The organism is Bdellovibrio sp. HCB337 (assembly GCF_047302465.1).
GTDB lineage: Bacteria > Bdellovibrionota > Bdellovibrionia > Bdellovibrionales > Bdellovibrionaceae > JACMRP01.
In genome coordinates, this window is sequence record NZ_CP178621.1 from 4,178,956 (window position 1) to 4,202,145 (window position 23,190).

The 23,190-nt window shown below is 45.0% G+C and carries 25 protein-coding genes; 12 read left to right on the forward strand and 13 right to left on the reverse strand.

The genetic code is table 11. The features are described 5' to 3' along the window. Positions 1 to 70: 70 nt before the first annotated feature. The 6 genes from ACLWBB_RS20220 to ACLWBB_RS20245 all read right to left on the reverse strand — a co-directional run bounded on the left by ACLWBB_RS20220 (position 71) and on the right by ACLWBB_RS20245 (position 4,581). Entirely contained in the window at positions 71 to 691 is a 621-nt protein-coding gene (locus ACLWBB_RS20220; RefSeq protein ID WP_413289386.1) for a hypothetical protein, read from the reverse strand. Between the two features lie 9 nt (positions 692 to 700). After that, complete coding sequence (locus tag ACLWBB_RS20225) at positions 701 to 1,477, reverse strand: MlaD family protein (protein WP_413289387.1); 777 nt, start codon at positions 1,475 to 1,477, stop codon at positions 701 to 703. Between the two features lie 47 nt (positions 1,478 to 1,524). Continuing rightward, a complete protein-coding gene (locus tag ACLWBB_RS20230) occupies positions 1,525 to 2,220 on the reverse strand; it encodes an MlaE family ABC transporter permease (protein ID WP_413289388.1) in 696 nt (231 codons plus the stop codon). After that, entirely contained in the window at positions 2,220 to 3,005 is a 786-nt protein-coding gene (locus tag ACLWBB_RS20235) for an MlaE family ABC transporter permease (RefSeq protein WP_413289389.1), read from the reverse strand. Before ACLWBB_RS20235 ends, ACLWBB_RS20230 begins: the two co-directional genes overlap by 1 nt. Beyond that, a complete protein-coding gene (locus tag ACLWBB_RS20240; protein WP_413289390.1) occupies positions 3,002 to 3,730 on the reverse strand; it encodes an ABC transporter ATP-binding protein in 729 nt (242 codons plus the stop codon). The genes ACLWBB_RS20235 and ACLWBB_RS20240 overlap by 4 nt, the downstream gene beginning before the upstream one ends. A 101-nt stretch (positions 3,731 to 3,831) precedes the next feature. Next, positions 3,832 to 4,581, reverse strand: a complete 750-nt coding sequence (locus ACLWBB_RS20245; protein ID WP_413289391.1) for an ABC transporter ATP-binding protein — start codon at positions 4,579 to 4,581, stop codon at positions 3,832 to 3,834. 124 nt (positions 4,582 to 4,705) lie between these two features. On the opposite strand from ACLWBB_RS20245, the gene mdh reads away from it, so the two are divergent. The 3 genes from mdh to sucD are packed head-to-tail and all read left to right on the forward strand — an operon-like array spanning position 4,706 to position 7,710. Beyond that, complete coding sequence (gene mdh / locus ACLWBB_RS20250; RefSeq protein ID WP_413289392.1) at positions 4,706 to 5,650, forward strand: malate dehydrogenase; 945 nt, start codon at positions 4,706 to 4,708, stop codon at positions 5,648 to 5,650. Positions 5,651 to 5,671: 21 nt separating this feature from the next. Next, positions 5,672 to 6,838: an ADP-forming succinate--CoA ligase subunit beta gene (gene sucC / locus ACLWBB_RS20255; protein ID WP_413289393.1), complete on the forward strand. Its 1,167-nt coding sequence runs from the start codon at positions 5,672 to 5,674 to the stop codon at positions 6,836 to 6,838. 2 nt (positions 6,839 to 6,840) lie between these two features. Continuing rightward, entirely contained in the window at positions 6,841 to 7,710 is an 870-nt protein-coding gene (sucD, locus tag ACLWBB_RS20260) for a succinate--CoA ligase subunit alpha (protein ID WP_413289394.1), read from the forward strand. Positions 7,711 to 7,766: 56 nt separating this feature from the next. Here sucD and ACLWBB_RS20265 read toward each other — a convergent pair whose 3' ends face one another. Further along, complete coding sequence (locus ACLWBB_RS20265) at positions 7,767 to 8,465, reverse strand: hypothetical protein (RefSeq protein WP_413289395.1); 699 nt, start codon at positions 8,463 to 8,465, stop codon at positions 7,767 to 7,769. A 234-nt stretch (positions 8,466 to 8,699) separates the two neighbouring features. Here ACLWBB_RS20265 and ACLWBB_RS20270 point away from each other — a divergent pair, with 234 nt between their 5' ends. Together ACLWBB_RS20270 and ACLWBB_RS20275 are read left to right on the forward strand one after the other, a co-directional pair. Next, entirely contained in the window at positions 8,700 to 9,152 is a 453-nt protein-coding gene (locus ACLWBB_RS20270; RefSeq protein WP_413289396.1) for a DUF2844 domain-containing protein, read from the forward strand. Beyond that, entirely contained in the window at positions 9,149 to 10,372 is a 1,224-nt protein-coding gene (locus ACLWBB_RS20275) for a DUF3443 family protein (RefSeq protein WP_413289397.1), read from the forward strand. Before ACLWBB_RS20270 ends, ACLWBB_RS20275 begins: the two co-directional genes overlap by 4 nt. Before the next feature lie 51 nt (positions 10,373 to 10,423). Here ACLWBB_RS20275 and ACLWBB_RS20280 read toward each other — a convergent pair whose 3' ends face one another. Then, entirely contained in the window at positions 10,424 to 11,902 is a 1,479-nt protein-coding gene (locus tag ACLWBB_RS20280) for a DUF1254 domain-containing protein (protein WP_413289398.1), read from the reverse strand. 153 nt (positions 11,903 to 12,055) lie between these two features. Between ACLWBB_RS20280 and ndk the strand changes: the two genes are divergently transcribed. The 6 genes from ndk to ACLWBB_RS20310 are packed head-to-tail and all read left to right on the forward strand — an operon-like array spanning position 12,056 to position 18,045. Next, entirely contained in the window at positions 12,056 to 12,481 is a 426-nt protein-coding gene (gene ndk, locus ACLWBB_RS20285) for a nucleoside-diphosphate kinase (protein WP_413289399.1), read from the forward strand. A gap of 9 nt (positions 12,482 to 12,490) precedes the next feature. Beyond that, positions 12,491 to 13,660, forward strand: coding sequence for a class I SAM-dependent RNA methyltransferase (locus ACLWBB_RS20290; protein WP_413289400.1), 1,170 nt, complete (start codon positions 12,491 to 12,493; stop codon positions 13,658 to 13,660). Positions 13,661 to 13,681: 21 nt separating this feature from the next. Further along, entirely contained in the window at positions 13,682 to 14,440 is a 759-nt protein-coding gene (locus ACLWBB_RS20295) for a tetratricopeptide repeat protein (protein ID WP_413289401.1), read from the forward strand. After that, the gene (locus tag ACLWBB_RS20300) at positions 14,440 to 15,513 is read left to right on the forward strand and encodes a helix-turn-helix domain-containing protein (protein WP_413289403.1); all 1,074 of its coding nucleotides are present in this window, start codon (positions 14,440 to 14,442) and stop codon (positions 15,511 to 15,513) included. The genes ACLWBB_RS20295 and ACLWBB_RS20300 overlap by 1 nt, the downstream gene beginning before the upstream one ends. 1 nt (position 15,514) lies before the next feature. After that, on the forward strand, positions 15,515 to 16,831 hold the full coding sequence (locus ACLWBB_RS20305; protein WP_413289404.1) for an ArnT family glycosyltransferase: 1,317 nt from the start codon (positions 15,515 to 15,517) through the stop codon (positions 16,829 to 16,831). After that, entirely contained in the window at positions 16,828 to 18,045 is a 1,218-nt protein-coding gene (locus ACLWBB_RS20310; protein WP_413289405.1) for a hypothetical protein, read from the forward strand. The genes ACLWBB_RS20305 and ACLWBB_RS20310 overlap by 4 nt, the downstream gene beginning before the upstream one ends. Here ACLWBB_RS20310 and ACLWBB_RS20315 read toward each other — a convergent pair. Then, positions 18,042 to 18,344 carry a 2Fe-2S iron-sulfur cluster-binding protein gene (locus ACLWBB_RS20315; RefSeq protein ID WP_413289406.1) on the reverse strand — a complete coding sequence of 101 codons (303 nt, stop codon included), beginning with the start codon at positions 18,342 to 18,344 and terminating at the stop codon, positions 18,042 to 18,044. The two genes, ACLWBB_RS20310 and ACLWBB_RS20315, sit on opposite strands and share 4 nt — an antisense overlap. A 23-nt stretch (positions 18,345 to 18,367) precedes the next feature. Here ACLWBB_RS20315 and ACLWBB_RS20320 point away from each other — a divergent pair, with 23 nt between their 5' ends. Beyond that, positions 18,368 to 18,988: a PolC-type DNA polymerase III gene (locus tag ACLWBB_RS20320; protein WP_413289407.1), complete on the forward strand. Its 621-nt coding sequence runs from the start codon at positions 18,368 to 18,370 to the stop codon at positions 18,986 to 18,988. A gap of 79 nt (positions 18,989 to 19,067) precedes the next feature. Here ACLWBB_RS20320 and ACLWBB_RS20325 read toward each other — a convergent pair whose 3' ends face one another. From ACLWBB_RS20325 to ACLWBB_RS20340, 4 genes are read right to left on the reverse strand one after another with little or no spacing between them, the layout of a single operon-like run. Next, complete coding sequence (locus ACLWBB_RS20325; RefSeq protein WP_413289408.1) at positions 19,068 to 19,586, reverse strand: hypothetical protein; 519 nt, start codon at positions 19,584 to 19,586, stop codon at positions 19,068 to 19,070. Between the two features lie 8 nt (positions 19,587 to 19,594). Continuing rightward, positions 19,595 to 21,058 carry a hypothetical protein gene (locus ACLWBB_RS20330; protein ID WP_413289409.1) on the reverse strand — a complete coding sequence of 488 codons (1,464 nt, stop codon included), beginning with the start codon at positions 21,056 to 21,058 and terminating at the stop codon, positions 19,595 to 19,597. An 18-nt stretch (positions 21,059 to 21,076) separates the two neighbouring features. Beyond that, the gene (locus ACLWBB_RS20335; RefSeq protein WP_413289410.1) at positions 21,077 to 22,300 is read right to left on the reverse strand and encodes a hypothetical protein; all 1,224 of its coding nucleotides are present in this window, start codon (positions 22,298 to 22,300) and stop codon (positions 21,077 to 21,079) included. Then, positions 22,297 to 23,073 carry a hypothetical protein gene (locus ACLWBB_RS20340; RefSeq protein WP_413289411.1) on the reverse strand — a complete coding sequence of 259 codons (777 nt, stop codon included), beginning with the start codon at positions 23,071 to 23,073 and terminating at the stop codon, positions 22,297 to 22,299. The genes ACLWBB_RS20335 and ACLWBB_RS20340 overlap by 4 nt, the downstream gene beginning before the upstream one ends. Positions 23,074 to 23,190: the final 117 nt, after the last annotated feature.

Sequence of the window (23,190 nt, forward strand, 5' to 3'; positions counted from 1 at the left end):
AAACAAAAAAGCCTGGACTCAGGTTGAGCTCAGGCTTCTCATCTTCATACGATTTTCGGACAACTAAGAACTAGAAATAATAGCCGGCGCCAACGGCACCAGTAGGCACTAACTCTCCATGAGTTACGTCGCCAAGAAGAACGATCTCTGCATAAAGAGATGTTCCAGCAAGATTTCCTTGAAGCTGGGTGTATTGAAGACCCACAGCTCCTGAAATGAAATCTACGGCAAAACGACCGCTAGATTTTTCTGAATCTGTCAAAACTCGTTCCAAAACGGACGAATTCTTGTAAGCATCGCCACCACTACTGTCATACCAGTGAGCAAAGCCTAAAGTTGTGTAAGGAGCCACAGTATCGCCCAAGAAAACGTGCTTCCAGGCCAAGTTCACGGTGCTGTAACCATCACCGCCACCGACCCCAACGACCGCACCGTTGATGTCTTCAAAATTGATTTCGACATTAAGACCGTAGAGTCCCAAGGCACCACCAGCACTCAGACCAAGACCCACTTTGCGAGCCTCACGAAGCGCTAGGTTGTCTTGATAATTGTTGTTCTCGTCGACCTTAAAGACATTAGCAGTTGTAGAAGAGAAGTCGCTTTCATCCAGGTCTTCTTCTTGGGCATTGACATAAGACAAAGGCATCGCCAAAAGCGCCGCCATCACGACCATAAGTTGCAAGTAACGCATAAATACCCCCTACAAAACACGGGCGCGAACACCCTCTTCTTGAAAGAACTTCTTAATCGCAGGTCCATCCAAAGGTTCTAACCGCAACAAAAGCTTATGAACCATATTGAACGTGTCCTGAGACTTCTTGGTTCTAAGTTCGCCAGTTAAGTAGGCCATGTCATCGCTTATCTTAATGGCATTATCAAGCAGTCTTGCCACGTCTTTGTTCTTCGACGTTTTGTCTAGGAGCGACAAAGTTTTATTGAAATTCGTCATCAAGCGGTCCACCTGAGTGATCACGCTGCTGACAGAGCCCTCATTTTTCTCAACAAGTTCAATGATTTTGCCCGCAAGACCATAGCTTTGTGAGATCAATTGATCGACACGTGGAGGATCTTCACCACGGACATATTCACCATTATTAAGTTCTGCGGCCTCTGTGCTGCCCGGCGAAATTTCGAGGAATTTTTCCCCGATCACCCCCGCTAAATTGATGAAGTATTTGGAGTCTTTACGAATTGTTCCCCAAGCCTTCTTATCGACGGTGATCTCTAAACGCAGTTTCACTTCTTCGCCTTGAGCACTTTTATAACCTGGATCGAAGACGATTTTCTTTACCTTACCGACTTTGATCCCCATCACTCGCACAGGAGAGCCTTCTTCGATACCACCAGCATAGTTGTACATTACATTGAGGTCATGAGTGTTCGAAAAAGGAGAGACCAATCCCATCATGTAGGCAAAAGTCACAATGAGGATCACCGCCGCTAATGCTAGTAAACCTACCTTGGTTTCAATTTTCATAACAAACACTCCATAGTCTTTAGATAAGCATCCGGCTTAAATCATCCTTAGTATAAATAACTGAAAGCATAAGACAAAAGAAAATCTATCACAATGATCGCGATGGATCCGACAACGACACTGTTGGTAGTGGCTTTTCCCACACCTTCAGCACCTGATTCACATCGAAACCCAAAGTAACAACTGATCAAAGGAATCACAGCTCCAAAACATGCTGCTTTAATGATCGCAAAAATGAGGTCTTTAAATTGAACAAAACGTTTCATGCCCGAGATGAACATGGCCGGAGTGTAACCCAAGTAAGAACTACTGACCGCCATCGCACTGAAAAGACAGGTCATATTTGCAACTATAGTTAGAAACATCGCGCCGAGAATGCAGGCCACAAGGCGGGGAATCACTAGATAGTTTACCGGATAAATTCCCAACATTTTAAGAGCATCGATTTGCTCGGTGACTTTCATGGTTCCAACTTCAGCAGCAATCCCCGCCCCCACTCTTGAGGTCAAGAGCAAAGCCGCAACAACAGCTGCAAGTTCGCGCAAAATCAACATCGCTGCAAACCCAGGCACCATGGAATCATTTTGAATAACAAGTTTCATATGGAAAGAGGACTCAACGATCGTTACCATCGCCGCAAAACACACACAAAAAACAATAATCACCAAACTGCCGTTACCGATAAAGTACAGCTGTTCAAAAGTTTCTTTCCAGCGGAAACGTTTTGCTTTGATCGTTGCCATCAAAACCCCTGCACCATATGCAAAACGATTTCACCAAGGAAGCTTGTCAGCCAATCGGTAACCACGATGCAAACCATCGTGGTTACTGCTGTTGATACTACAGAACGACCAACTCCCTTTGCTCCGCCAGTGGTGAAATAACCTTTTTGCGTACAAATCGTTGCTAACACCACACCAAAGACAAAACATTTTACCAAACCACTAATCATCGACGGTACAGACATGATTGTTGGAATGTGGCGCATGTATTCCTCTGGATTTACTCCCGCAAAGAAGAAACCCAGGAACATACCGCCTAAAATCGACATAAAAAGGCCCAAAAACAGCAGGAAAAAGCTTGAAATCACGATGCCTAAAAAGCGTGGAACAATGATTTCTTGAATAGGATTTGCGCCCAGGCAACGAATCGCATCGATTTGCTCGGTTACACGCATTGTTCCCAATTCCGCCGAAGTGAACGCCCCGATTTTTCCGCTGAGCATGAAGGCAATAAGTAGTGGTCCCACCTCACGGAAGGTTGCACTGGTCGCAAGGCCCCCTAAAAACCCAAGCGCACCGAACTCTTTCATCTGCATTGTGAATTGCACAGTCATGATAGCACCGACAAAGAATCCCGCCAGCGCCGTAGTGGCAAAGCTTTCAATCGTGACGTGCCAAATTTGTTCCAGCACCAAACGTAAGCGCGTTGGACGCACAAACATCGTGGTCATGATTTCAAAGAAAAACAGCAGACTTTTACCGATTTCATCCGAGATTTTAATAAGTCCACGAATAGCGAAGGTCACGCTAGAACCTCCGCCAAAAAGTCGCGCACTAAAGGCACCTGCGATTTTTTCATTTCATCCGGCGTGCCTAATGCCACGATTTCACCTTTATCAAGAACCACGATGCGATCTGCGATTCCCAAAGCACAATGCATATCGTGGCTAACTACCAACGACGTGGTTTTCAATGTGCGGGATAAATCTAAGATCAGCTGATTGACGGCATTTGTGGTCACTGGATCTAGACCTGTTGTTGGCTCGTCAAAAAGTAAAATGCGCGGTTCTAAAGCAACCGTTCTGGCAAGACTCACGCGCTTTTGCATACCGTAGGAAATTTCCGCAGGTTTTTTATTCTCGATGCCTGTTAGATGCACGAGACTGAGGGCTTTTTTAACTTTCAGACTGATGGTTTCTTCATCCAAGCGATAGTGGCGGCGTAAGCCAAAAGCGACATTCTCGAAAATAGTGAGTGAATCAAAAAGTGCTGGGTGCTGAAACACCATTCCGCATTTTTTTCGAACAGGAAGGTATTCTTCTTCTGACAGGCGACTGACTTCTTCGCCATCAATCCAGATTTCACCTTCATCGGGGCGCAGAAGCCCCACTAGATTTTTAAGAAGCACGGATTTGCCAGTTCCAGATGTTCCCAAAATAAAAAGAATCTCTCCTTCACGGATATCAAGACTCAAACCTTTGAGAACGGTTCGGTCTCCGAAGCGCTTAATCAGATTCTTAAATTGGATCATCCTGTAATCATAGGTAGAAATAAGAGATTATTGCAAGTTTCGTGATGCATCTTTCAAGCAAAAGCGCTTTTTAGTTACGAATCAAAACTTAGAGAGTTTCTCTATGGCGAATGCTCCGTCAAAGGCCCCTTCAGTAAGCCTTTCATAAACTGTTGCACGCGTGGATCAGGATGATTTCTGGTTTGCTCAGGCGTGCCGGTAATCACTAATTCTTGATTTACGACCATCGCAATTCGATGAGCCATTTGATAGGCGCGGTTCACGTCGTTGGTAATCGCCACAACTGTTGAGCCATTTTTTTTCTGCAAATCCAGAATGAGTTCGACAATTCTTCGTGACGTAATTGGATCCAAGCCCGCCGTCGGATCATCATAGAAAATAATCTCGGGGTTCAGAGCAAGAGCTCTAGCAATCCCCAGGCGCTTTTGCATCCCACCGCTGATTTCATCAGGGTATAAAAGCTTAGCGTGAGAGATCCCGACCGCCTCTAAAAAGGCATCGACCTTCGTGTTGATCTCGTCTTGGTTTAGGTCCGTGGTTTCGCGCAAAGGAAAGGCAATGTTTTCCCCGCAGGTCAGAGAATCAAAGAGAGCATTTTTTTGGAAAAGCATTCCGAGCTTTTTGAGGGTCTCAAAACGCGCGTCGCCATCAAGCGTCAACCAATCCTTACCATCAATAAAAACTTTGCCATTTCGAGGAGTTATCAAACCAGCCATGGTTTTCAAGAGGGTCGTTTTTCCTTGGCCACTAGGACCCATCAAAACGAAGACTTCGCCGCGAGGAATTTCCACAGATATGTTCTTTAAAACAACCTGCGAGTCGAAAGCGACTTCAATTCCCTCTAGTTTCAACGACGTAAATGCGATGACTCACCTCACTCGGACTTGTCTGAATACCTGATTTAAGATTGAATAACTCCTTGAAAGCAATCTAATTTTTTAAATCACATCTGATTCACAATCTGAAGGAGACCTCATGGCTCACAAAAGAAATAAAATCGCCGTCATCGGTGCGGGATTCGTTGGTTCAACTACTGCTCACTGGGCAGCTCAAAAAGAATTGGGAGACGTTGTTGTTCTCGATGTCAACGAAGGCGCTGCTATCGGTAAATCATTGGACTTGGCTCAAGCAGCTCCAATCGAAATGTTTGATTCAAAAATCACAGGTACAAACAAATACGAAGATATCGCTGGTGCAGATGTCGTGATCATCACTGCTGGTATGCCACGCAAACCTGGTATGAGCCGCGATGAACTTATCGGTATCAACGCAAAAATCGTAAAAGACGTTTGTGAAGGCGTAAAAAAACACGCTCCAAATTCATTCGTAATCGTTGTTTGTAACCCAATGGACGTTATGGCGTTCTACGCAAAACAAATGTTGGGCTTCCCACGCGAACGCGTGATCGGTATGGGTGGTTGCTTGGATTCAGCTCGTTTCCGCGCTTTCATCGCTGAAGAGTTGAACGTTTCTGTAAAAGACGTGACTGGTATCGTACTTGGTAACCATGGTGATGCGATGGTTCCAATGGTTCGCATGGCTTCAGTTTCTGGCGTTCCTTTGATGGATCTTTTGCCAGCAGAAAAAATCGCAGCCATCGTTGCTCGTACAAAACAAGCTGGCGCTGAAATCGGCGGCCACTTGAAAACTGGTTCTGCTTACTACGCTCCTTCTCGTGGCGCGGTTGAAATGGCAGAAGCTATTCTAAAAGATCAAAAACGTATTCTTCCTGTTGCAGTTGAGCTCACTGGTGAGTTCGGCGTATCTGACAAAATGATGGTCGGTGTTCTTGCGAAAATCGGCGGCAAAGGTATGGAAGGTATCGTTGATATTAAAATGAACGCGGACGAAAAAGCGGAGTTTGCAAAATCCGTAGATGCAGTTCGTGCTCTTGTTGCTGGTTTGAAAAACGTTCAATAATTATTTGAAAGGCTCTCTTACATGAATATTCATGAGTATCAGGCCAAATCCATTCTCAGAAAGTACGGTGTTGCTACCTTGAAAGGTCAAGTAGCACACTCTCCTGAGGAGGCCCTGGCTGCAGCGAAAGAAATTGGTGGCGCATTGTGGGTTGTAAAAGCTCAGATCCATGCGGGTGGCCGTGGTAAAGGTGGCGGTGTTAAAATCGCGAAGTCCTTTGACGAAGTGAGTGACCTCACTAAAAAAATGATCGGGATGACTTTGGTGACTCATCAAACGGGTCCTGAAGGTAAAGTTGTGCAAAAAGTATTCATCGAGCAAGGTTGCAACATTGCTAAAGAGTACTACGTTGCTTGCTTGATCGACCGTGCAACTGGAAGAGCTGCAATGATGGCTTCTTCTGAAGGTGGTATGGACATCGAGGAAGTAGCAGAAAAGCATCCAGAGAAAATCATCAAGGCGGATATTGATCCAACTATCGGCTTGGCTCCTTTCCAAGCTCGTGAACTGGCATTCAAAATCGGCATTCCAAACGAGAACGTGAATAAAGCTGTAAAGTTCTTCCAAGGTCTTTACCAAGCTTTCGTTGAAACAGATTGCTCTATCGCCGAAATCAATCCGTTGGTTTTGACGAAAGAGGGCGACATCTTGTGCCTCGATGCAAAAATGAACTTCGACGACAACTCATTGTTCCGTCACAAAGACATCGTTGAAATGCGTGATTTGAACGAAGAAGAACCTTCTGAAATCGAAGCTTCTAAATTTGACCTCGCTTTCATCAAACTTGATGGCAACATCGGTTGCTTGGTGAATGGTGCGGGTCTTGCGATGGCGACTCTAGATATCATTAAACTTCATGGCTCTTCTCCTGCGAACTTCTTGGACGTGGGCGGCGGTGCTAACAAAGAAAAAGTAACAGCGGCTTTCAAAATCATTCTTAAAGATCCAAACGTAAAAGGGATCTTGGTTAACATCTTCGGCGGTATCATGAAATGTGACATCATCGCAGAAGGCGTGATTGCAGCTTCTAAAGAGCTGGGCTTGAAAGTTCCTTTGGTTTGCCGTCTTGAAGGTACCAACGTTGAACTTGGTAAAAAAATGCTCAAAGAGAGTGGTTTGAATATCACTCCTGCGGATGATCTTACCGATGCAGCGAAGAAAATCGTAGCTGCTGTGAAAGGCCAGTAATCATGTCTATTTTGATTGATAAAAATACTAAAGTTATTTGCCAAGGTTTCACAGGCGCTCAAGGGACTTTCCACTCTGAGCAATGTAAAGCTTACGGAACACAAATGGTGGGCGGTACGACTCCTGGTAAAGGTGGCACTACGCACATCGGTCTTCCTGTTTTCAACACGGTTCATGAAGCGAAAGAGAAAACTGGTTGCAACGTTTCTATGATCTTCGTTCCACCTCCATTTGCTGCGGATTCTATCCTTGAAGCAGTAGAGGCCGAATTGGACCTGGTAATCTGTATTACTGAAGGCATTCCAGTAATGGACATGGTGAAAGTAAAACAATACATGAAGGGTAAAAAGACACGCTTGGTGGGTCCTAACTGCCCTGGCGTTATCACTCCTGGACAATGCAAAATCGGTATCATGCCTGGTCACATTCATATGCCAGGTCGTATCGGTGTATTGTCTCGCTCAGGCACTCTGACTTACGAAGCTGTTGGTCAATTGACTCGTTTGGGTCTTGGTCAATCTACGTGCGTAGGTATCGGTGGTGACCCAGTGAATGGTACGAACTTCATCGACGTTCTTGAAATGTATAACAAAGACAAAGACACTGACGCCGTGATCATGATCGGTGAAATCGGTGGATCTGCTGAAGAAGAAGCAGCTGAATACATCAAACGCGAATTCAAAAAGCCAGTAACGGCTTTCATCGCGGGTGCAGCAGCTCCAGCAGGTAAACGCATGGGTCATGCTGGCGCGATCATTAGCGGCGGCAAAGGCACAGCAGAAGCGAAATTCGAAGCTCTCTTGTCAGCAGGTTGCAAGATTTCTCGCAGCCCAGCAGATATGGGAACAACTTTGAAGTCGATGCTGAAATAAGCGCGATAAGATCGAAAAACACGAAACCCACGTTGATGAAACGTGGGTTTTTTATTTTAAAACAACATCCCAACGTGGACATTCACCATCGCAAAGCGTGGCACGTAAGACATGATTTTCAGCGTGTCTTCGACAGATCTTCTGCTTTGTTCATCAGTCTCATAATTCAAATAGTCTGAACTACGTTTGAGTGTATAAAGCGGTTGAGCCCATGCTAACCAATCCACACCGACTGTGATGTCTTTTCTAAAGACCCACGTATTGCCGACACCAATATTAGCACCAAGTCCCTGAACATCAGCTGCATTCATTGCGGGATAAACTCCGCCGGTAGCCGTGTTCATCAACTGATCGCCCACTTGTGCATTGAAATTGAAGTAGCTTAGGCCATAACTAACGTGAAAACTGCCGCCGAAATAAGTACGACCAATCAAAGATAGACGAGAATCCGTTATAGAACCCAAATCACGGAAGCCTCCAGGCACAGAAAAAGTTCCACGCATGTATTCAAGTTCCCACGTTTGTTGCGGAGAAGTGACAAGTCCCCCTGTTACGCCAAATTTACCTGGAATCGGAAAGTCGGCTGCCGAATAACTAAGTGAAGCAATGTATTTGTAGTTTTCACGAGGGCTTACTGGCGTCTCGACGTTGACGGTAATTTCAGGATTTTCAGGCGTGTTTTCTGTATTGGCAGTTGCTGAACTCGCAGCTATTGCCGTTAAAATTAAGGCTCCCAAGATATAGCTAATTTTCATAACTTCCTCTTTTTTAGCAACAGTACTTGGGCCTTTAAAACCTGTAAAGCTCTGTAAAGAAAAAAAGAAATTTATTAATATTTAACTAAGAAATCCTGACCTCAGTTCCACAGCAGCTCAACAGTTCATGGTATCTTCAATTCAGTCTCAGAATAAGACACTTCTCTCTGAAAAAAGGGGGCCAAAAGGCTTATCCCAAGACCTCGACCAGCCGATAAATTAACAAAGGGGCTTATGAAAACACTCCATCTGTTCGTTGTCTGCATTGCTGTGCTTTTTTCACCTGCTTTTTCCCAAGCCACTCTTGGCGCCTCGGTGAATTCCAAAGCCACAAATCTTACTGCCGTCAATGCCTCGCAAAAAGTGGGATCTACAGAAAAGTATTCTAATTATGAGTATGAGCAAAACGGAAATACGGTTAAAGAGTTTTCCTCTTCAGAAGGGGTGGTTTTTGCCGTCAGCTGGCGCGGCATTTCTAAACCGGATCTCAATGCCCTTTTTGGATCTTACTTCAATGAATACACCGAAGCTTTCGACAAAGTTCCAAAACAATATGGCGTGAAAAGCCTGTCGATGAAGACCACTCAAATGGTGATTCGTCGCGGGGGCCGCATGCGTGACCAAAGTGGTTTTGTCTATGTACCCTCTTTGGTGCCTGAAGGCGTGAACGTGGAGGATCTGAAATGATTCATCCTCGTTTTGTACTCTTTCTTATTTGCTCGTCTATTTCGCTTGTGGCTTACAACAACTGCGGGCAAAAAGGTTTTTCTCTGGAGGGCGCATCAACGGGCATCAATGTTGCCGCTGGTGAAAGTGATCCTTTACCCATTCTTGGGACCGAAACAAACGTCATGAAAGTGAACGTTGGTTGTGGCTACATCAACCAACCTTGTGTCAGCGTTCAGATCTGTGAGCCCGGCACTACCAACTGTCAGACTATCAATAATATTCTTTTAGATACCGGCAGCTTTGGTCTGCGCGTGTTTTCGAGCCTTGTCACCGTGAACCTTCCGCAGAAAACGATCAACGGAAATAATTTAGCTGAGTGCGTGTCGTATGCAGATGGCTCTTCAAATTGGGGGCCTGTCAAATCTGCGGATGTCGTGCTAGGTTCTCTCCGTGCTTCTAATATCGCTATTCAAGCTATTGATTCGGCATACGCAACAATCCCAGCTGATTGCACCAAGCCAGATACCACCCCCACGGCTGCCGGATACAACGGCATTCTTGGTGTAGGTCTTTTTGTTGAAGATTGTGGTGCTGGCTGTGCGACAACTCAGGACAATCGTATTTATTTTAGTTGTAACGGTGCTACCTGCGGTTCTACTGCGGTACCTATTGCTCAACAAGTTTCTAACCCAGTGGCGTTTTTACCTACTCACAACAATGGCGTGGTTTTACAATTCCCACAAATTCCCTCTGCGGGCGCCGTTGGTACCTTTGGATACATGGTCTTAGGAATTGGAACATCTACCAACAATACTCCTGCGTCAGCGAACGTGTTTAAAGCAAGTGGGAATGGGTATTTCCAAACTCACTTCAATGGTGCAAGTTATAACAACGCCTTCATCGATAGCGGCTCCAACGGTTATTTCTTTCCGACCACTTCAACTCTAACAGCATGTGCATCAACGAGCGCGGCAAATGGATTCTATTGCCCGACTACGCCCGTAACTTTGTCTGCCATTCAGGCAGGAACAAACGGAACTCCTCGAGTCACTGTAAGCTTCCAAATCGCCAATGCCGTTGACGCTGTGACAGGATCGAATTTTATGTTTAACAATGTGGGCGGTAATTTCTCTGGAACTTTTGACTGGGGAATGCCCTTTTACTTTGGCAGAACTATTTTCCACGGAATAGATAAACGCTCTTCCCCCATGGGCGCAGGCCCTTACTGGGCATGGTAATAAAAAACCCCGCTCATTCGGCGGGGTTTTTAGTTTTTACTTCTTAGAGTTTCATTGCACTTCTTCAGTCAGCGAAGCCGTGCGACCCAGTCTCGGTGCAGGGCTAACTTTCTGAATCGGTGGCATTCGCCATGTATTATTCAGTACAGATTCCCCCGGCCAATACAGACGCATCACTAGGGTGAAGTTTTCTTTCGGAGCAGGTAGCCAGTTGCTCTCTTTGGCTTTGCCCGGAGATTTATTTTGCACATACAGATCCAAAGATCCGTCTTTATTGTACTTCAGCGTATGACGATCTCCGATTGTAAAACGATTCAACGGATTTTTCACAAAAGCCTGATCTTCATTATACATCGTTAAAGACCAAAAGCCCTTTGTAGGTGGCAACTTTTCTTTAGTAAAGCGAATGACATAGTTGTTTTTACCATTCAAGGGTTCTCCATTCGCATCGGAAACGGCGTGTGGATAGATCGCATCTGCATCTAAGTTGGCACCCAATCCAAACAAAGCCACGAAAGCACGTTGCTTATAATTGGTTCCATAGGATCCGATATTGCGGCTGTAGCTCCAACCGTCCACCGTAGTGGCCATCGTTGGCTTCTTCATCTCTTCCACAAGATCTGCCTGTGCATCTTTCACGCCCTCGTTCAGGGCCTGTCTGCCTTCTTCTGAAAGAAGTTTTGGATCAAAAGACTTCCCGGGGATAAGACCAATACGAGCAAAATTTCTTAGAGCATCGCCATCGGCTGCAGCCGGCGGATTCTTTTTCATCAGCTCTGCCAAACGTGTATAAAACTCTTCTCCACTCATAGCGAGAGCTTGCTTCGCAGGCGATACAGAAGCGTCATAGGTCGTATCTACTGTGGCTTCCGGAGCGCGATATCTTGAAGTGCTTGCCCAGGTACTTAGAGGTTGCAGGCGAATTTTGTCTTGAAACGCATGAACATTTTGGTAGTCAGACGGACCTTTCGTGTTAGTACGAACCATGACCCAAACCGTATTGGTCGGCGCTTTGACTAACTCTGTCTTCTCGGGAATGTCTCCCGCCCAGCCGGGACCAGCGATCACATAAGTTTGCTCTTTATTCCCAGTAGTACGTGTCCCTGGCGAATAGAAAACATTCGTCCACGCATCTAACATTGGCGCCAGATAGTAGCGATCTCCGGAGTCTGGCAACACCAAAACTTGTGGCCCGCTAGAAAGGTCTAACCACGCCAATGAATAAAGTGTGTCTGCATTGGGGGTTACAATGTCTTTAAATGTGTCATCCGGAAAGCTTCGAAAATGTGCAAACTGATTGGCTGGCGCCTTGGGATTTCCATTCATTACCATGGGTTTTGACACTGCCGTCGCTGACCCTCGTGTGGCATCCATTACTACCAGCGGAAAACCGTAGATATACGCATCTTTTGAAATCTGACGAATATCTTCGGGATTTTTGGCCACTTTTGGTTTTGATGTACAACTCATTCCTATCGCGACGACTGCAAACGCCAACGGCGCTAGGATCTTCTTGCCCCATGCACGCATAAATTCCTCCTGGTTTTTTTTAAACGTCAGAGGCTATTCTCTCGGGAAGGCATTTCAAAACGCGGAAAGAACCTTGAAATTCCATGGACAGGGTCCGGTTATTTAGATAAAACCCAGAGGACTTTCATACAATTTAACACAAGGAGTCAATCAATGGCTGTTGAGCAAACATTCTCAATCATTAAACCAAACGCAATGAAGAAAAACGCAATCGGTGACATCGTTAGCATGTTCGAAGCAAACGGTTTGAAAATCGCTGCTGCGAAAATCCAAATCTTGTCTAAAGCAAAAGCTGAAGAGTTCTACGCTGAACACAAAGCTCGCCCTTTCTTCGGTGAATTGGTTACATTCATGACTTCTGGTCCTGTAATGCTTATGTGCCTACAAGGTGAAGGCGCAGTTTTGAAAAATCGCGAAATCATGGGCGCAACTGATCCTAAAAAAGCTAACGCTGGAACTGTTCGCGCGAAATTCGGCGACAACATGGGCGAAAACGCAGTTCACGGTTCTGACAGCACTGAGTCTGCAGCTCGCGAACTTGCTTTGTTCTTCGAAAAGCACGAAATCTGCAACACGTAGTAAATACGGATGTCGTCACAGCTCACTGTAACGATAGATAAGCTGGCCATCGGCGGAGCGGGAGTTGCCCGCCACGATGGCCTTGTTATTTTTGTGCCGGACGCGGCACCTGGTGATGAGCTTTTAATTGAAATCACCACGAAGAAGAAAAACTTCGCGGAAGCTCAAATCGTTAAGGTCCTAAAGCCCGGCCCTTCTCGCCGAACTCCTCCATGCCCCATTGCGGATCGCTGTGGCGGTTGTAATTGGCAACATCTCACGGAAGACGAACAACGCCGACAAAAGCAACTCATGGTCCAAGAAACCCTTGCCAAGTTTTTACCTGGCATGGACTTGCCATTTTTGCCTCTGAAAGAAAGCCCTCTTTCGCTGCGCTATCGAAATCGTATTCAGCCGAAGTATTCTCGCGGCCGCTTTGGTTTCTTTGCTCGTCGTAGTCACGAGATTGTCGAAGCAAAAGACTGCCCCATCACAGAAGAAAAGCTGACTAACGAGTTTGCAAAAATTAAGGCCGAGCTCGACAAGAAATTCCGTGATACCAAGGAAACTCAACGCTTAGAAATATACCTTGATCAAAGTGAAACTCCCAAATGGCTATTGATGGGCGAAGAAAAAGAAGGCGTTGGATTTTCTCAAGTAAATCGTTTTCAAAATGAAGACCTCATCAAAACTGTGCTCGAGTGGAGCGAGGGCGCAGATTATGAGCGTATTTTTGATTTTTATGCTGGTGGCGGGAACTTCACTTTTCCATTGGCAGAAAAATATCGCACCCAACAAATTGTTGCGGCTGAGCTAGACTCAAAGCTGGTCCAGAAAGCGCACGAAAAAATTCAGGCAGCGGGATCTCTCAATAAACGCATGCATTACTATTTGTCTGATGTTGCTTCTTTCATGAGACGAACCCAGTTCCAGTCTAAAGACTTGGTTCTACTAGATCCACCTCGTGCGGGCGCTGACGAATACGTCATGAAGGCTTTAGCCCAAGGATCTGTCGCAAAAATTATCTATATTAGTTGTCATCCGGTTTCTTTGGCGCGCGATTTGAAATACTTTTTTGAAGCACAAGCCGCAAGGTCCAGCTCAAAACCACTCAAACTAAAAAAGATTCAATGCTTCGAAATGTTTCCTCAAACCGACCATGTCGAGACCATAGCAGAGCTAGCCGTTGACACCCCGTGAGTGAGTGAATAACTTGGTTACATGGGCAGAATACTCCTGACTTTCTCACTATTTATCACTACTGCATGTGCCGTCTTTGGCGGATCCAAAGATTCTGAATCCGCTGAGTTGTACCTACGAATGGGCAGCTCACAATTTGAAAGTGGAAACTATCCCGGCGCGCTTGCAAGTCTTTTGAAAGCAGAAGAATTAGATCCGACAAATCCTGCTATCCAAAACAATTTAGGCCTCGTCTATTTTATGCGTCAGCGTCTTGATTTATCAGAGAAGCACCTGCGCAAAGCCCTTAGTCTCAATAGTAAGTACAGCGAAGCACGCAACAACTTGGCGCGCGTTTTGATTGAGGAAGGTAAATTTAAAGAGGCTGAAAAAGAAGTTCGCATCGTGATCGACGATTTGACCTATCCAGGTGTCGACAAAGCTTACATTAACTTAGGACTCGTTCAGTTTAATCTTAAACACTATAACGAAGCGAAAGACACGTTCTTGAATGCTCTCAATGCCTCTCGTGATAATTGTGTTGCGAACACCTATTACGGCAGGTCCTTCTTTGAAATGAAAGACTACGCTAAAGCCGCTCCGGCACTCGACACGGCAATCGGCTTCTGTCAGCGCGCTCTCTTTGATGAGCCACACTATTATAGTGCGCTCACTTACTATCGATTGGGTGACAAAGAGAAGTCCATGGCTCGATTCTCTGAAATCGTTAAATTATATCCCGACGGAAAATACCGCGACAAATCGAAGGCGATGTTAGAAATGCTAAGGAAGGCAGAATAATGAAACGCACCGGTGAACTCCTCAAGAAAGCTCGCGAAAAAAAGGGTCTTTCTATCAATGAAATCGCCCTTTCATTGAAAATTAGCAGTAAAGTTCTTAAAGCCATTGAAGAAGGTGATACCAATCAGCTTCCGGCAAAAACATTCCTTCGTGGATTCGTCCAAAGTTATGCGAACTACTTACGTTTGGATGTGAACGACATCTTGCAAGTCTTCCAAGAAGAGATGGGTACTACAAAGCCCGCTCCTTTGATCCAAATGCCCGAGCAGGATGAAACTCTTGAGTCCTTTGAAAAGAAAAGTACCGAAAATCCTCCGCAAAGAACTACAGCTACTTCTGGTGGAGAAAAAACTTTCAACACCTTAGCTACGAAAAACAATAACGCCAGAAATGTAACCTTCACATTCTTGGGTGTTATGATGGTAGGACTAATCATCTTTACAAAAAAGATGATCGACAAATATCAGAAAGAGGGCGCTGTTTCAGAAGTTGAAGTAACAGATCCTCTTATGGCATCTCCCGAAGTTACTCCGGCAGTTACTGTAACTCCGACATCAGAAACCGCAGCAAGCCCTGTTGGAATGACGTCTTCAACTTCTCCATCTCCGATGTCGACAGCGATGAGTACACCACTAATCACTCCGACTCCGATGATAACACCAACGCCAACACCAGCACCAAAACACTCGCCAAGCCCAACGGCGACTCCTGCTGTGACGCCGACTCCGACCGCTACTCCAAAAGCTACTGCAACACCGACTCCGACTCCTTCTCCGTCGCCTTCTTCAACTCCAACACCAAGTCCGAGTGCGAGTCCAAGCCCAAGTCCTAGTCCTGCGAATAAACCTGTAGAGGTTATTATTGAGGCTTTGGATAACGTTGAAATCGATTACACAACAAAAGATGGAAAGTCTGACAAAATCAGTCTAAACGCTGAGCAAGTGCATACGTTCAAAAGCAAAACTGGCCTGCGCTTAAATATTAGCAACGGCGGAGCTGTGAACGTAATTGTGAATGGCAAAGATCTTGGCATTCCTGGCAATCTCGGAAAACCTGTTAAATTGAATTTCTAACGTGCGCCAGTTTCTTCAAATCTGGATTCTAAGTTTAATTTTTAAGATCGGGTTGGCAGCGATCCTGCCACTCAGTCCCGATGAGTCTTATTACTGGATGTGGTCTCATCACATGCAGCTAAGCTACTTTGATCATCCACCATTTGTTGCGTGGTTATTTTACTTGGGACACTGGTTAGAACCTTGGGGACAATTAGTCCGTCTGCCGACGGTTCTATTAGGGCATCTGACATTCCTTGTTTGGTATTTCATCCTAAAACCCCAGTTCACTTGGGACAAATTTAAGTATTGGTATGCCATCGCATTTTTCTCACCTCTTGTGGGTTTCGGTTCGATGGTGGGAACACCCGATGTGCCACTCCTATTATTCTGGTCACTTGCGATCTATTTCTTTCAGCAATGCTTGCTGAACCAAAAAACTCGCGACTATTTTTTACTTGGCGCCTCTCTCGGTCTTGGTTTTTGCAGTAAATACCACATTGTTCTCTTCGTTCCTTTTATTGTGCTTTATTTGTTCTTTGAAAAACGCTGGCATGAAGTTCTTTGGAGAAAGCTTGCTTTCACTTTCATCGGCGGACTTTTGTGCTCTTTGCCAGTTATCATTTGGAATATCCAGAACGAGTTTGCCTCGTTCCGTTTTCAAATTGATCACGGTTTGGGAAAAACGAATTGGACCCCAGATTGGACGCTCGGATATATCGTTGCAGAATTGATACTTTTGTTTCCGCTGGTAGTCTATGCAGCTTTGCGCACACGGATCCCGAAAGATTATAAGTTTCTGCCTTACTTAGGCTGGGGACCTTTGATTTTCTTCTTCTTCTCTTCGTTTCGTGGGACCGTCGAGCTTAATTGGCCGAATGTGGCCTTCCCTGTTGTCTTTGCTTTGGTTCTATTTAATAAAAATCCAAGACGCGTGGCTTTGTGGACTTCGGCCTTTTGGATTTTGTTCTATGCTTTTGGGTTTTACTCCGCTCTTTTCTTTCCAAAGAACAGTCCGACTGCAAAGCCTTTCCGCGAACAATTCCGTTTTCTTCCACTCGCTTCATTGCAAAAAGAGTATCAGCCTCTTTATGCTGGCACTTATCAAATAGCTTCGACAATTTGGTACCAAAACAAAACCCCTATCTACAAACTTCGCGACATGAGTCGTTACGATTTCTATGACACTCTTCCCCAGTCTTTGCCGCAAGAAGACAGTTTTTATTTAATTCAAGAAAACTGGAGTCAGATACCTGACTGGGTGAAAAAAGCAGGGTATACAGTGAGTGTTGTGAAAGAAGTCGAACCTCATTTTTTAGTCGTGAAGGTTTCTAAGTGATCAAAGCGGTCATCGCTATAACAGTCTTGCTGATTTCTTATTTCGTATATGGGTTTTATATCTCCCAATATGAAATCAGTGTCGTTCCCCGAAAACTCAAGGGTGGAGACAACCCTTCGGGCTATTATGACTATCGCGGCGTCATCAACGTGCACTCTAATATCAGTATTGGTTCTTCAAGTCCGGTACAGATTGCAGCCGCTGCGAAATCTGCAGGATTGGATTTTTTCGTTCTCACCGATTTGAACGCTTTTGAGAATAATGTTCACAATGATAGTTATTCACAAAGCGTTTTGTTTTTAGCCGGCGGAAAATATAGTTATCTGGATTCACGTTTGATTTTCTATTCGCCGAACAAAGAGCTGATCGGCAAGAATCTGGGCGAAGCGCAAATTCGTTTTGCTGATATGCTCACCCAAAGCGAGGGCGGCAACAAAGACTCTCTGACGATCTTAGCCCACCCTTTTAAGCTCGGATTTAGCTGGTCGGGAGATTTACCTCCAGGTCTTGATGGTGTCGAGGTTCTGAATGTCAAAAGTCTTTCCGTGCAAGCATGGACTCATTCAAAAGCTTCCGTCATTTGGAGTCTTCTGATTTATCCGTTTAATCCCGAGTTTTCTTTAGCGCGTCTTTTCCTAGAGCCTACTGAAGAGTTTTCTCTTTTTGATCGTTCGTCAGCACAGCAAAAGCTTTTTGCCTATGCGGGCGCCGAAGCCTCTGCGCGCGCGATTCCACTTGCGAACTATCTGATTCGCTTCCCGAGTTATCAGCGTAACTTTGAAATTGCCACAAACCATGTCCTACTGACGTCGGAACTTACCGGCAATTTGAATAGTGATCGTCAGAAAATTTTTACGGCTCTAAAAAAAGGTCAGTTCTATCTGGCATTTGATGCTCTTGGTGATCCAAAAGGTTTTGTAACAACCCTTGAAGATAAATCCGGTCGCACTTACATGATGGGTTCTGAAGTTAAGTTTCAAAAAGGCATGACCTTGAATGTGAAATTGCCGAGTAAGCCGAAAAGCTTCTTTGAAATTGTGATTTATAGAAACGGTGAGCGCGTTAAAACCATCAATCAAGCTGAGCTGAGTGAGCCTTTGACTGAGCCCGGAGTTTATCGCGTGCAAGTGCGTATCGCGGTCCCAATGCCTTTGCCAGACGCCAATCGCTGGATTAGTTGGATTTATTCCAACCCTTTCTATGTACGTCCTTAGTCTTCGAAATCGCTCGTAGGGATCTCAACAACTAAACCTGCGCAAGGATGATTTTGACAGCAAAGTCGCTCATGGTCGTCAAAACCGCGATCCGTGGCCATTTCCTGCTCCACTTCATTGCGTGGTGGAAGCCGGTCTAAACCTTCTCGGACCCACACGCGACAGGTTCCACAGGTCCCAAATCCACCACAACTGTGCGGAATATCTACTTCTTCACGAAGGGCAGCCTCAAGAAGGGTCTCTTCTTGACTCGCCTCGACAAGCCTATTTTCTGGCAGGAACTTTATTGAAATCGGCATACCCATTATGTATCAATGATTTCATGAGATTCATAGCTTTTGACTTAGAAACTACTGGTACTGTTCCTGGCGTTGATCAAATCGTTGAGATCGGAGCTGTCCGCTTCGTAAATGGCGAGCCAGAAGCAATTTTCGCTACACTCGTTGACCCTCGACGTCCAATTCCTCCGGGAGCTTCAAACGTTAACGGTATCTACGATGAGATGGTTAAAGGTAAGCCCGTGATTGAATCTGTGCTTCCTTCTTTTGCAGAGTTCTGTGGCGATGACATCTTGGTGGCGCACAATGCTCCATTCGATGCGCAGTTCCTGACTGCAGATATTAAAAAGCATGAAGCGGTGGCACCAAAAGGTGTTGTTATCGATACTCTACCTATCGCAAGAAAAGTATTCCCGGGCCTTCCAAACTACAAGTTGGGAACTTTGGTTCAATACTTGAAAATCCCAAGCACTGAATTCCACAGAGCGGAAGAAGATGCTTCTTATTGCGGTCAATTATTCTATCAGATGATTAAAAGAATCTCTGTTGCTGGCCAAGCTCCCCAAGTTGCAAATTTGATCGCTTTGACAGGTAAAGCGGAGCTTCGTTTCCCGCAAATCGTTCGTCAGCCAAAACAAATGGACCTCTTCGGCGGTTTGCTTTAGCTCTGACTTCACAAAAAAATTGAAATAGAAAAAGGCACTGAGTTCATCAGTGCCTTTTTAGTTTCAAATACTTGTTATCCTAGTTTTGCTCTAGCATCTTCAACGTTTTGAAGAACATATCGTAAGACGCGTCTTGAACACCCAACACTTCAGCATAAGCATGTGCAGCCAAAGCTACTAACACGCGATCAAGATAGACAGTGTTCACATTAATTTTGTATTTCGTAAAACCAGCTCTACCAACCTCAGACTCCGTAAGTCCGGCTACACTAACAAGAGTCGCTTCAATAACGATCTGCTTTTCAGATCCCAACGGTATAACCTTGATTCCATATTCAGGAACGGTTTCGCTAACACAAGCGTATCTCGCACTTTTGAATGATGCTAACAGCTCTCTATTGAAAACTGCTGGAAATTCATTCGGACGTGCACCTACTAGATCCGCAAGTCTTTGGCGTGCTTTATTGAAATTGAGCATACACGCTTCTTCACGAGCCTCAGACGCAGTTTCAGCAACTCCGCGAGATTGATTTTTGAATGAAGAAGAACATGCCATTGTGACCAAACTGATCGTTGCAAAAAATATTTTTAATTTCATAAGTCTCCCTATTGAGAACCCTGTTGATTGTTCTGCGGACTGCCGGAACCAGATCCAGAACCAGCTCTGCCCGCTGTCGGCATATCTTCGCAACCACCACGTGTCAGCCATGGGGCTTTTTTCTTCCATTCATTACGAAGCTCTTGAAATTCTGCCTGCAAACAGTTCACTAAGGCCATTCGCTCATCCATTGTCAAACTCAGGCCTGGTGGCATAGATCTATCTACTAAGATCTTAAATTTGATTTCGTCAAAGCTAAAGTTTTCATGCAGATAACCCCGTACAGATCCGTCATGGCATTGAACACAGTTCATAGTCTGACCCACCTTACGATGGTTAATTTTTGTTGGATCTGACATAGTTGTCTGGAATGTATAGTCGCGATCAAGACTTTGATAAGACTGTTGGGTATTTGTTGTAGCACAGGCTTTCAAAAAATCAGGCTTTCTAGTTCTCGATCCTGGAGGAGCCCACCCGTAAGGTTGCACTTCATCACGAGGGCCACGACGAATTTCTGAACCATCAGTGGCTTTTGCTTTTCCCCAAGTGAGACCCGGTACCAACATCATATCATTGATCTCGGTCACCATTCTTTCGTCCTCGGGCTTCATGCGCTGCTCAGTTCCGTTCGTCACCAAGTAACCACGTGGACTAATCGAGCGTAGTGGCGTTGTATGGCATTGCGTGCAAGATTCTGTTCTTGTACCGCTATGCCATTTATAACCACCCGATTGGTCGTCGTATCTTAAGAGTCTTAATTGAGCGACCGGAGGCTTCTTAGTTTTATCGACACTAATAATCGTCAATGTATCCTGGCCATGCGTAAAGTCTTTGCTAGCTGGATATGGATTATCCCTAGTTTCCCGACGGTTTCTATCTGGCGGAGGACTGATTTGTAGAAAGATGTCTTTCTCCCTGCCTGGAATTGCAACGATCGACAAATTCGGAGCACTATCAAAACCGCCAGTTCCTCGAGTTTTATAACCTACCGCTTTCCAGCCCTTATCTTTTGCAACCTTCAATACGTCATCAGGGAATTTCACAAAGCCTGGCTTCACTCTTCCGTTAGAATCTTTAACTAAGAACTCCTTCGGAAGATCTTTTTCTGATTCAAGAATATAACCTTCGGCCGGAGCTACATTTAGCTCTTCGACAGAATCGCCGTAGCTATCACTGCCGTTGGCAATTTGAGGTCTGTTACTTTTCAATTTTACGTAGTAGTCAAGATCCTGAGTACAAGCTGGTGCTCCATTAGGGAAACACGTTTTGAGCGCACTTTTCACTTTACCGTATTCACCGTTGACGGCTTTACCTACGGCAGACTTTCTCCACTCGGTCAGCACATCCCCAGTGAAGTTCTCAGGACAAGCCAGGTCCCCACTACTACTTTCGCCTTGAGCAAGAGCCACGGGACTAACCGAAGCAAAAGACAGAAGAACAAAAAGAATTGGCAGAAAAATACTTTTTTTCATACGTATTCAACCTTGTGACTATTGAGTCCCTGTTGAGCGAGACGATCCACCACTTACTGCATTCGATCCGCAAGCTGATTTAAGTTTGTCCAAAGAAACCTTATGTTCTTGATCCAAAGACGACATGTTTTCGTCTTTCGCAATAGATGTACAAACGGCGCGGTCTAAGCGTTGGCCAACTGCAAACGCATAGTCTAGATCCAGCGACTTACCGCAAGCCTTTGCCCACATCATACCGAGAGCTTCATATGTCTTAGCATCTCCGCCAGTTGGGAAGCTGTTTGGACCAACTTCAACCAGATCAGAAGTAACAACGTCACCAAAGCCGGCACTACCGCCAGCACTACCAACACGACTGTAGAAAAGGGTTCCATCTTTTTTAGTTGTTACGTACAACACGTCTTCGTCGGGACCACTAATAGTAGTCACTTTATTGCTTGATATATCCATTTTCATAAGACGACCCTTCATTGTATTAGGATCTCTCATGACGTAATACACGCTCTTGTTATCAAAACTAAAAGTGACTTTGCTGGTCTCGGTAGGAATTTTCGCGATAGACTTACAATCTCCTGAAGCCGTATCAATTTTGAAAATTTCCGTTTTGCGAGAATCAAGTTGTCGCCCCGCAATCATTTGACCATCTTTGGATAGAATTGGAATTTCTGTGTCAATACCGCCACTATCTAAGTTTTTGCAGGCCTCAATAACGTCGTCTTGAATAGGTTTTACAGAGAAATCATCTGCACCCTTTTTTTCAATGATATAATCGCGGAAAGTACCGCCCGCATTTCCCATAGCAATACGGATTTTTCTTTTATCTGGAGTGCTTCCCGGAAGGGTTCCAATGGATTGATAGTTTCCAAAGTTTTGCGGGTCTGAGTAGAACGGCTGATTGTTTTGACCGTTTGCTTTAACACCACTCATCTTATAGAACGAGATTCCATTTTCAGGATGAAGATAGATATCACCTTCTGGAAGACCATAGGCATCAATATAAGGAGTAATATCTTCCGCTTTTCTTTCGCAAAGGTTGTACATTTTACTGTAAACACCACCCACACTTGTGTAGGTAATGCGGCAATCTCCAGCAACCTGCATCCAATATCCCGAACCCGGCAAATTGTGCACAGCTTTTTTTACAAGAGCATCATTACCACACTCAGGGGCCGCAAAAGCGTTCGTAGAGAAAATTAAGAAAGCAACCAAAGCGTACAAAGCTTTACTGTTTACATTTTTCATTTGAGATCCTTGTTCAACTCAGCCATTTCGGAAGCAATCCATCTTTTAAATACTTTTGCCGATTTGTGTCCGACATAGTCGCGGTTGGAAACAAATTGGTCCTTATAAATATATGTCACTGGATAGTGCAGACCCATTTCACGAGAAACAAGTTCCGTTGAAGCTACCGGCGTCATCTCTGACTTTTGAACCATTCCCTTTTCAGCCCACTTTTTTGCTTCATTGATGTGTGCTTTTGGATCCATCAATACTGTTAAGTGTCCACCTTCTGCTTTCACGGCAGCTTTGATTTCCGCCAAACCTTTTACAGAAAGAGGCATGTAAGGTGTCCAAACATAGATGATACCCCACTTATGAGCCTTCATCGTTTTCGCAAGATCCGCATCCGTGAAGCCTTTTGTAGTGGCCAAAGGAACTTCTTGAGCTGATCTATTCACAGTTTCCATTTTGCAGTCTTGTGCAAGAGACCAAGATTGCACTGTTTCCTTTTTAGTTTTCAGATCAGTTACTTGTAAGTAGCTTTTTCCTTTTTCAGCCCAGATTTGATAAGCTTTGTGCTTGCGCGTATCGCGGAACGCAATACCTGTCATCAAATGCTTGCCAGGAATAGAAACTGGTTTTGGTGTCCAAGTTTGTTTCGGTAAGTGGGCGCTAAGTTCTGCGCTTAAGTTAGATTTGCACGGTGTTGTTTGCATTTGTTCTGCAAAATTTGCTGACGCTGCAAAAACCGTTTGAGCAGCGAGCGAAAATACCACGAATAATACTTTTCCCAAAGGAATCCCCCATGATTATGGCTACCACTCCAGTCTACGGGCAGATTTCGTAAACAAATATCGAAAGTGTGGGCCCACCATTAAATCCATACGCAAGTCCTGTGGAACGAGCCACAA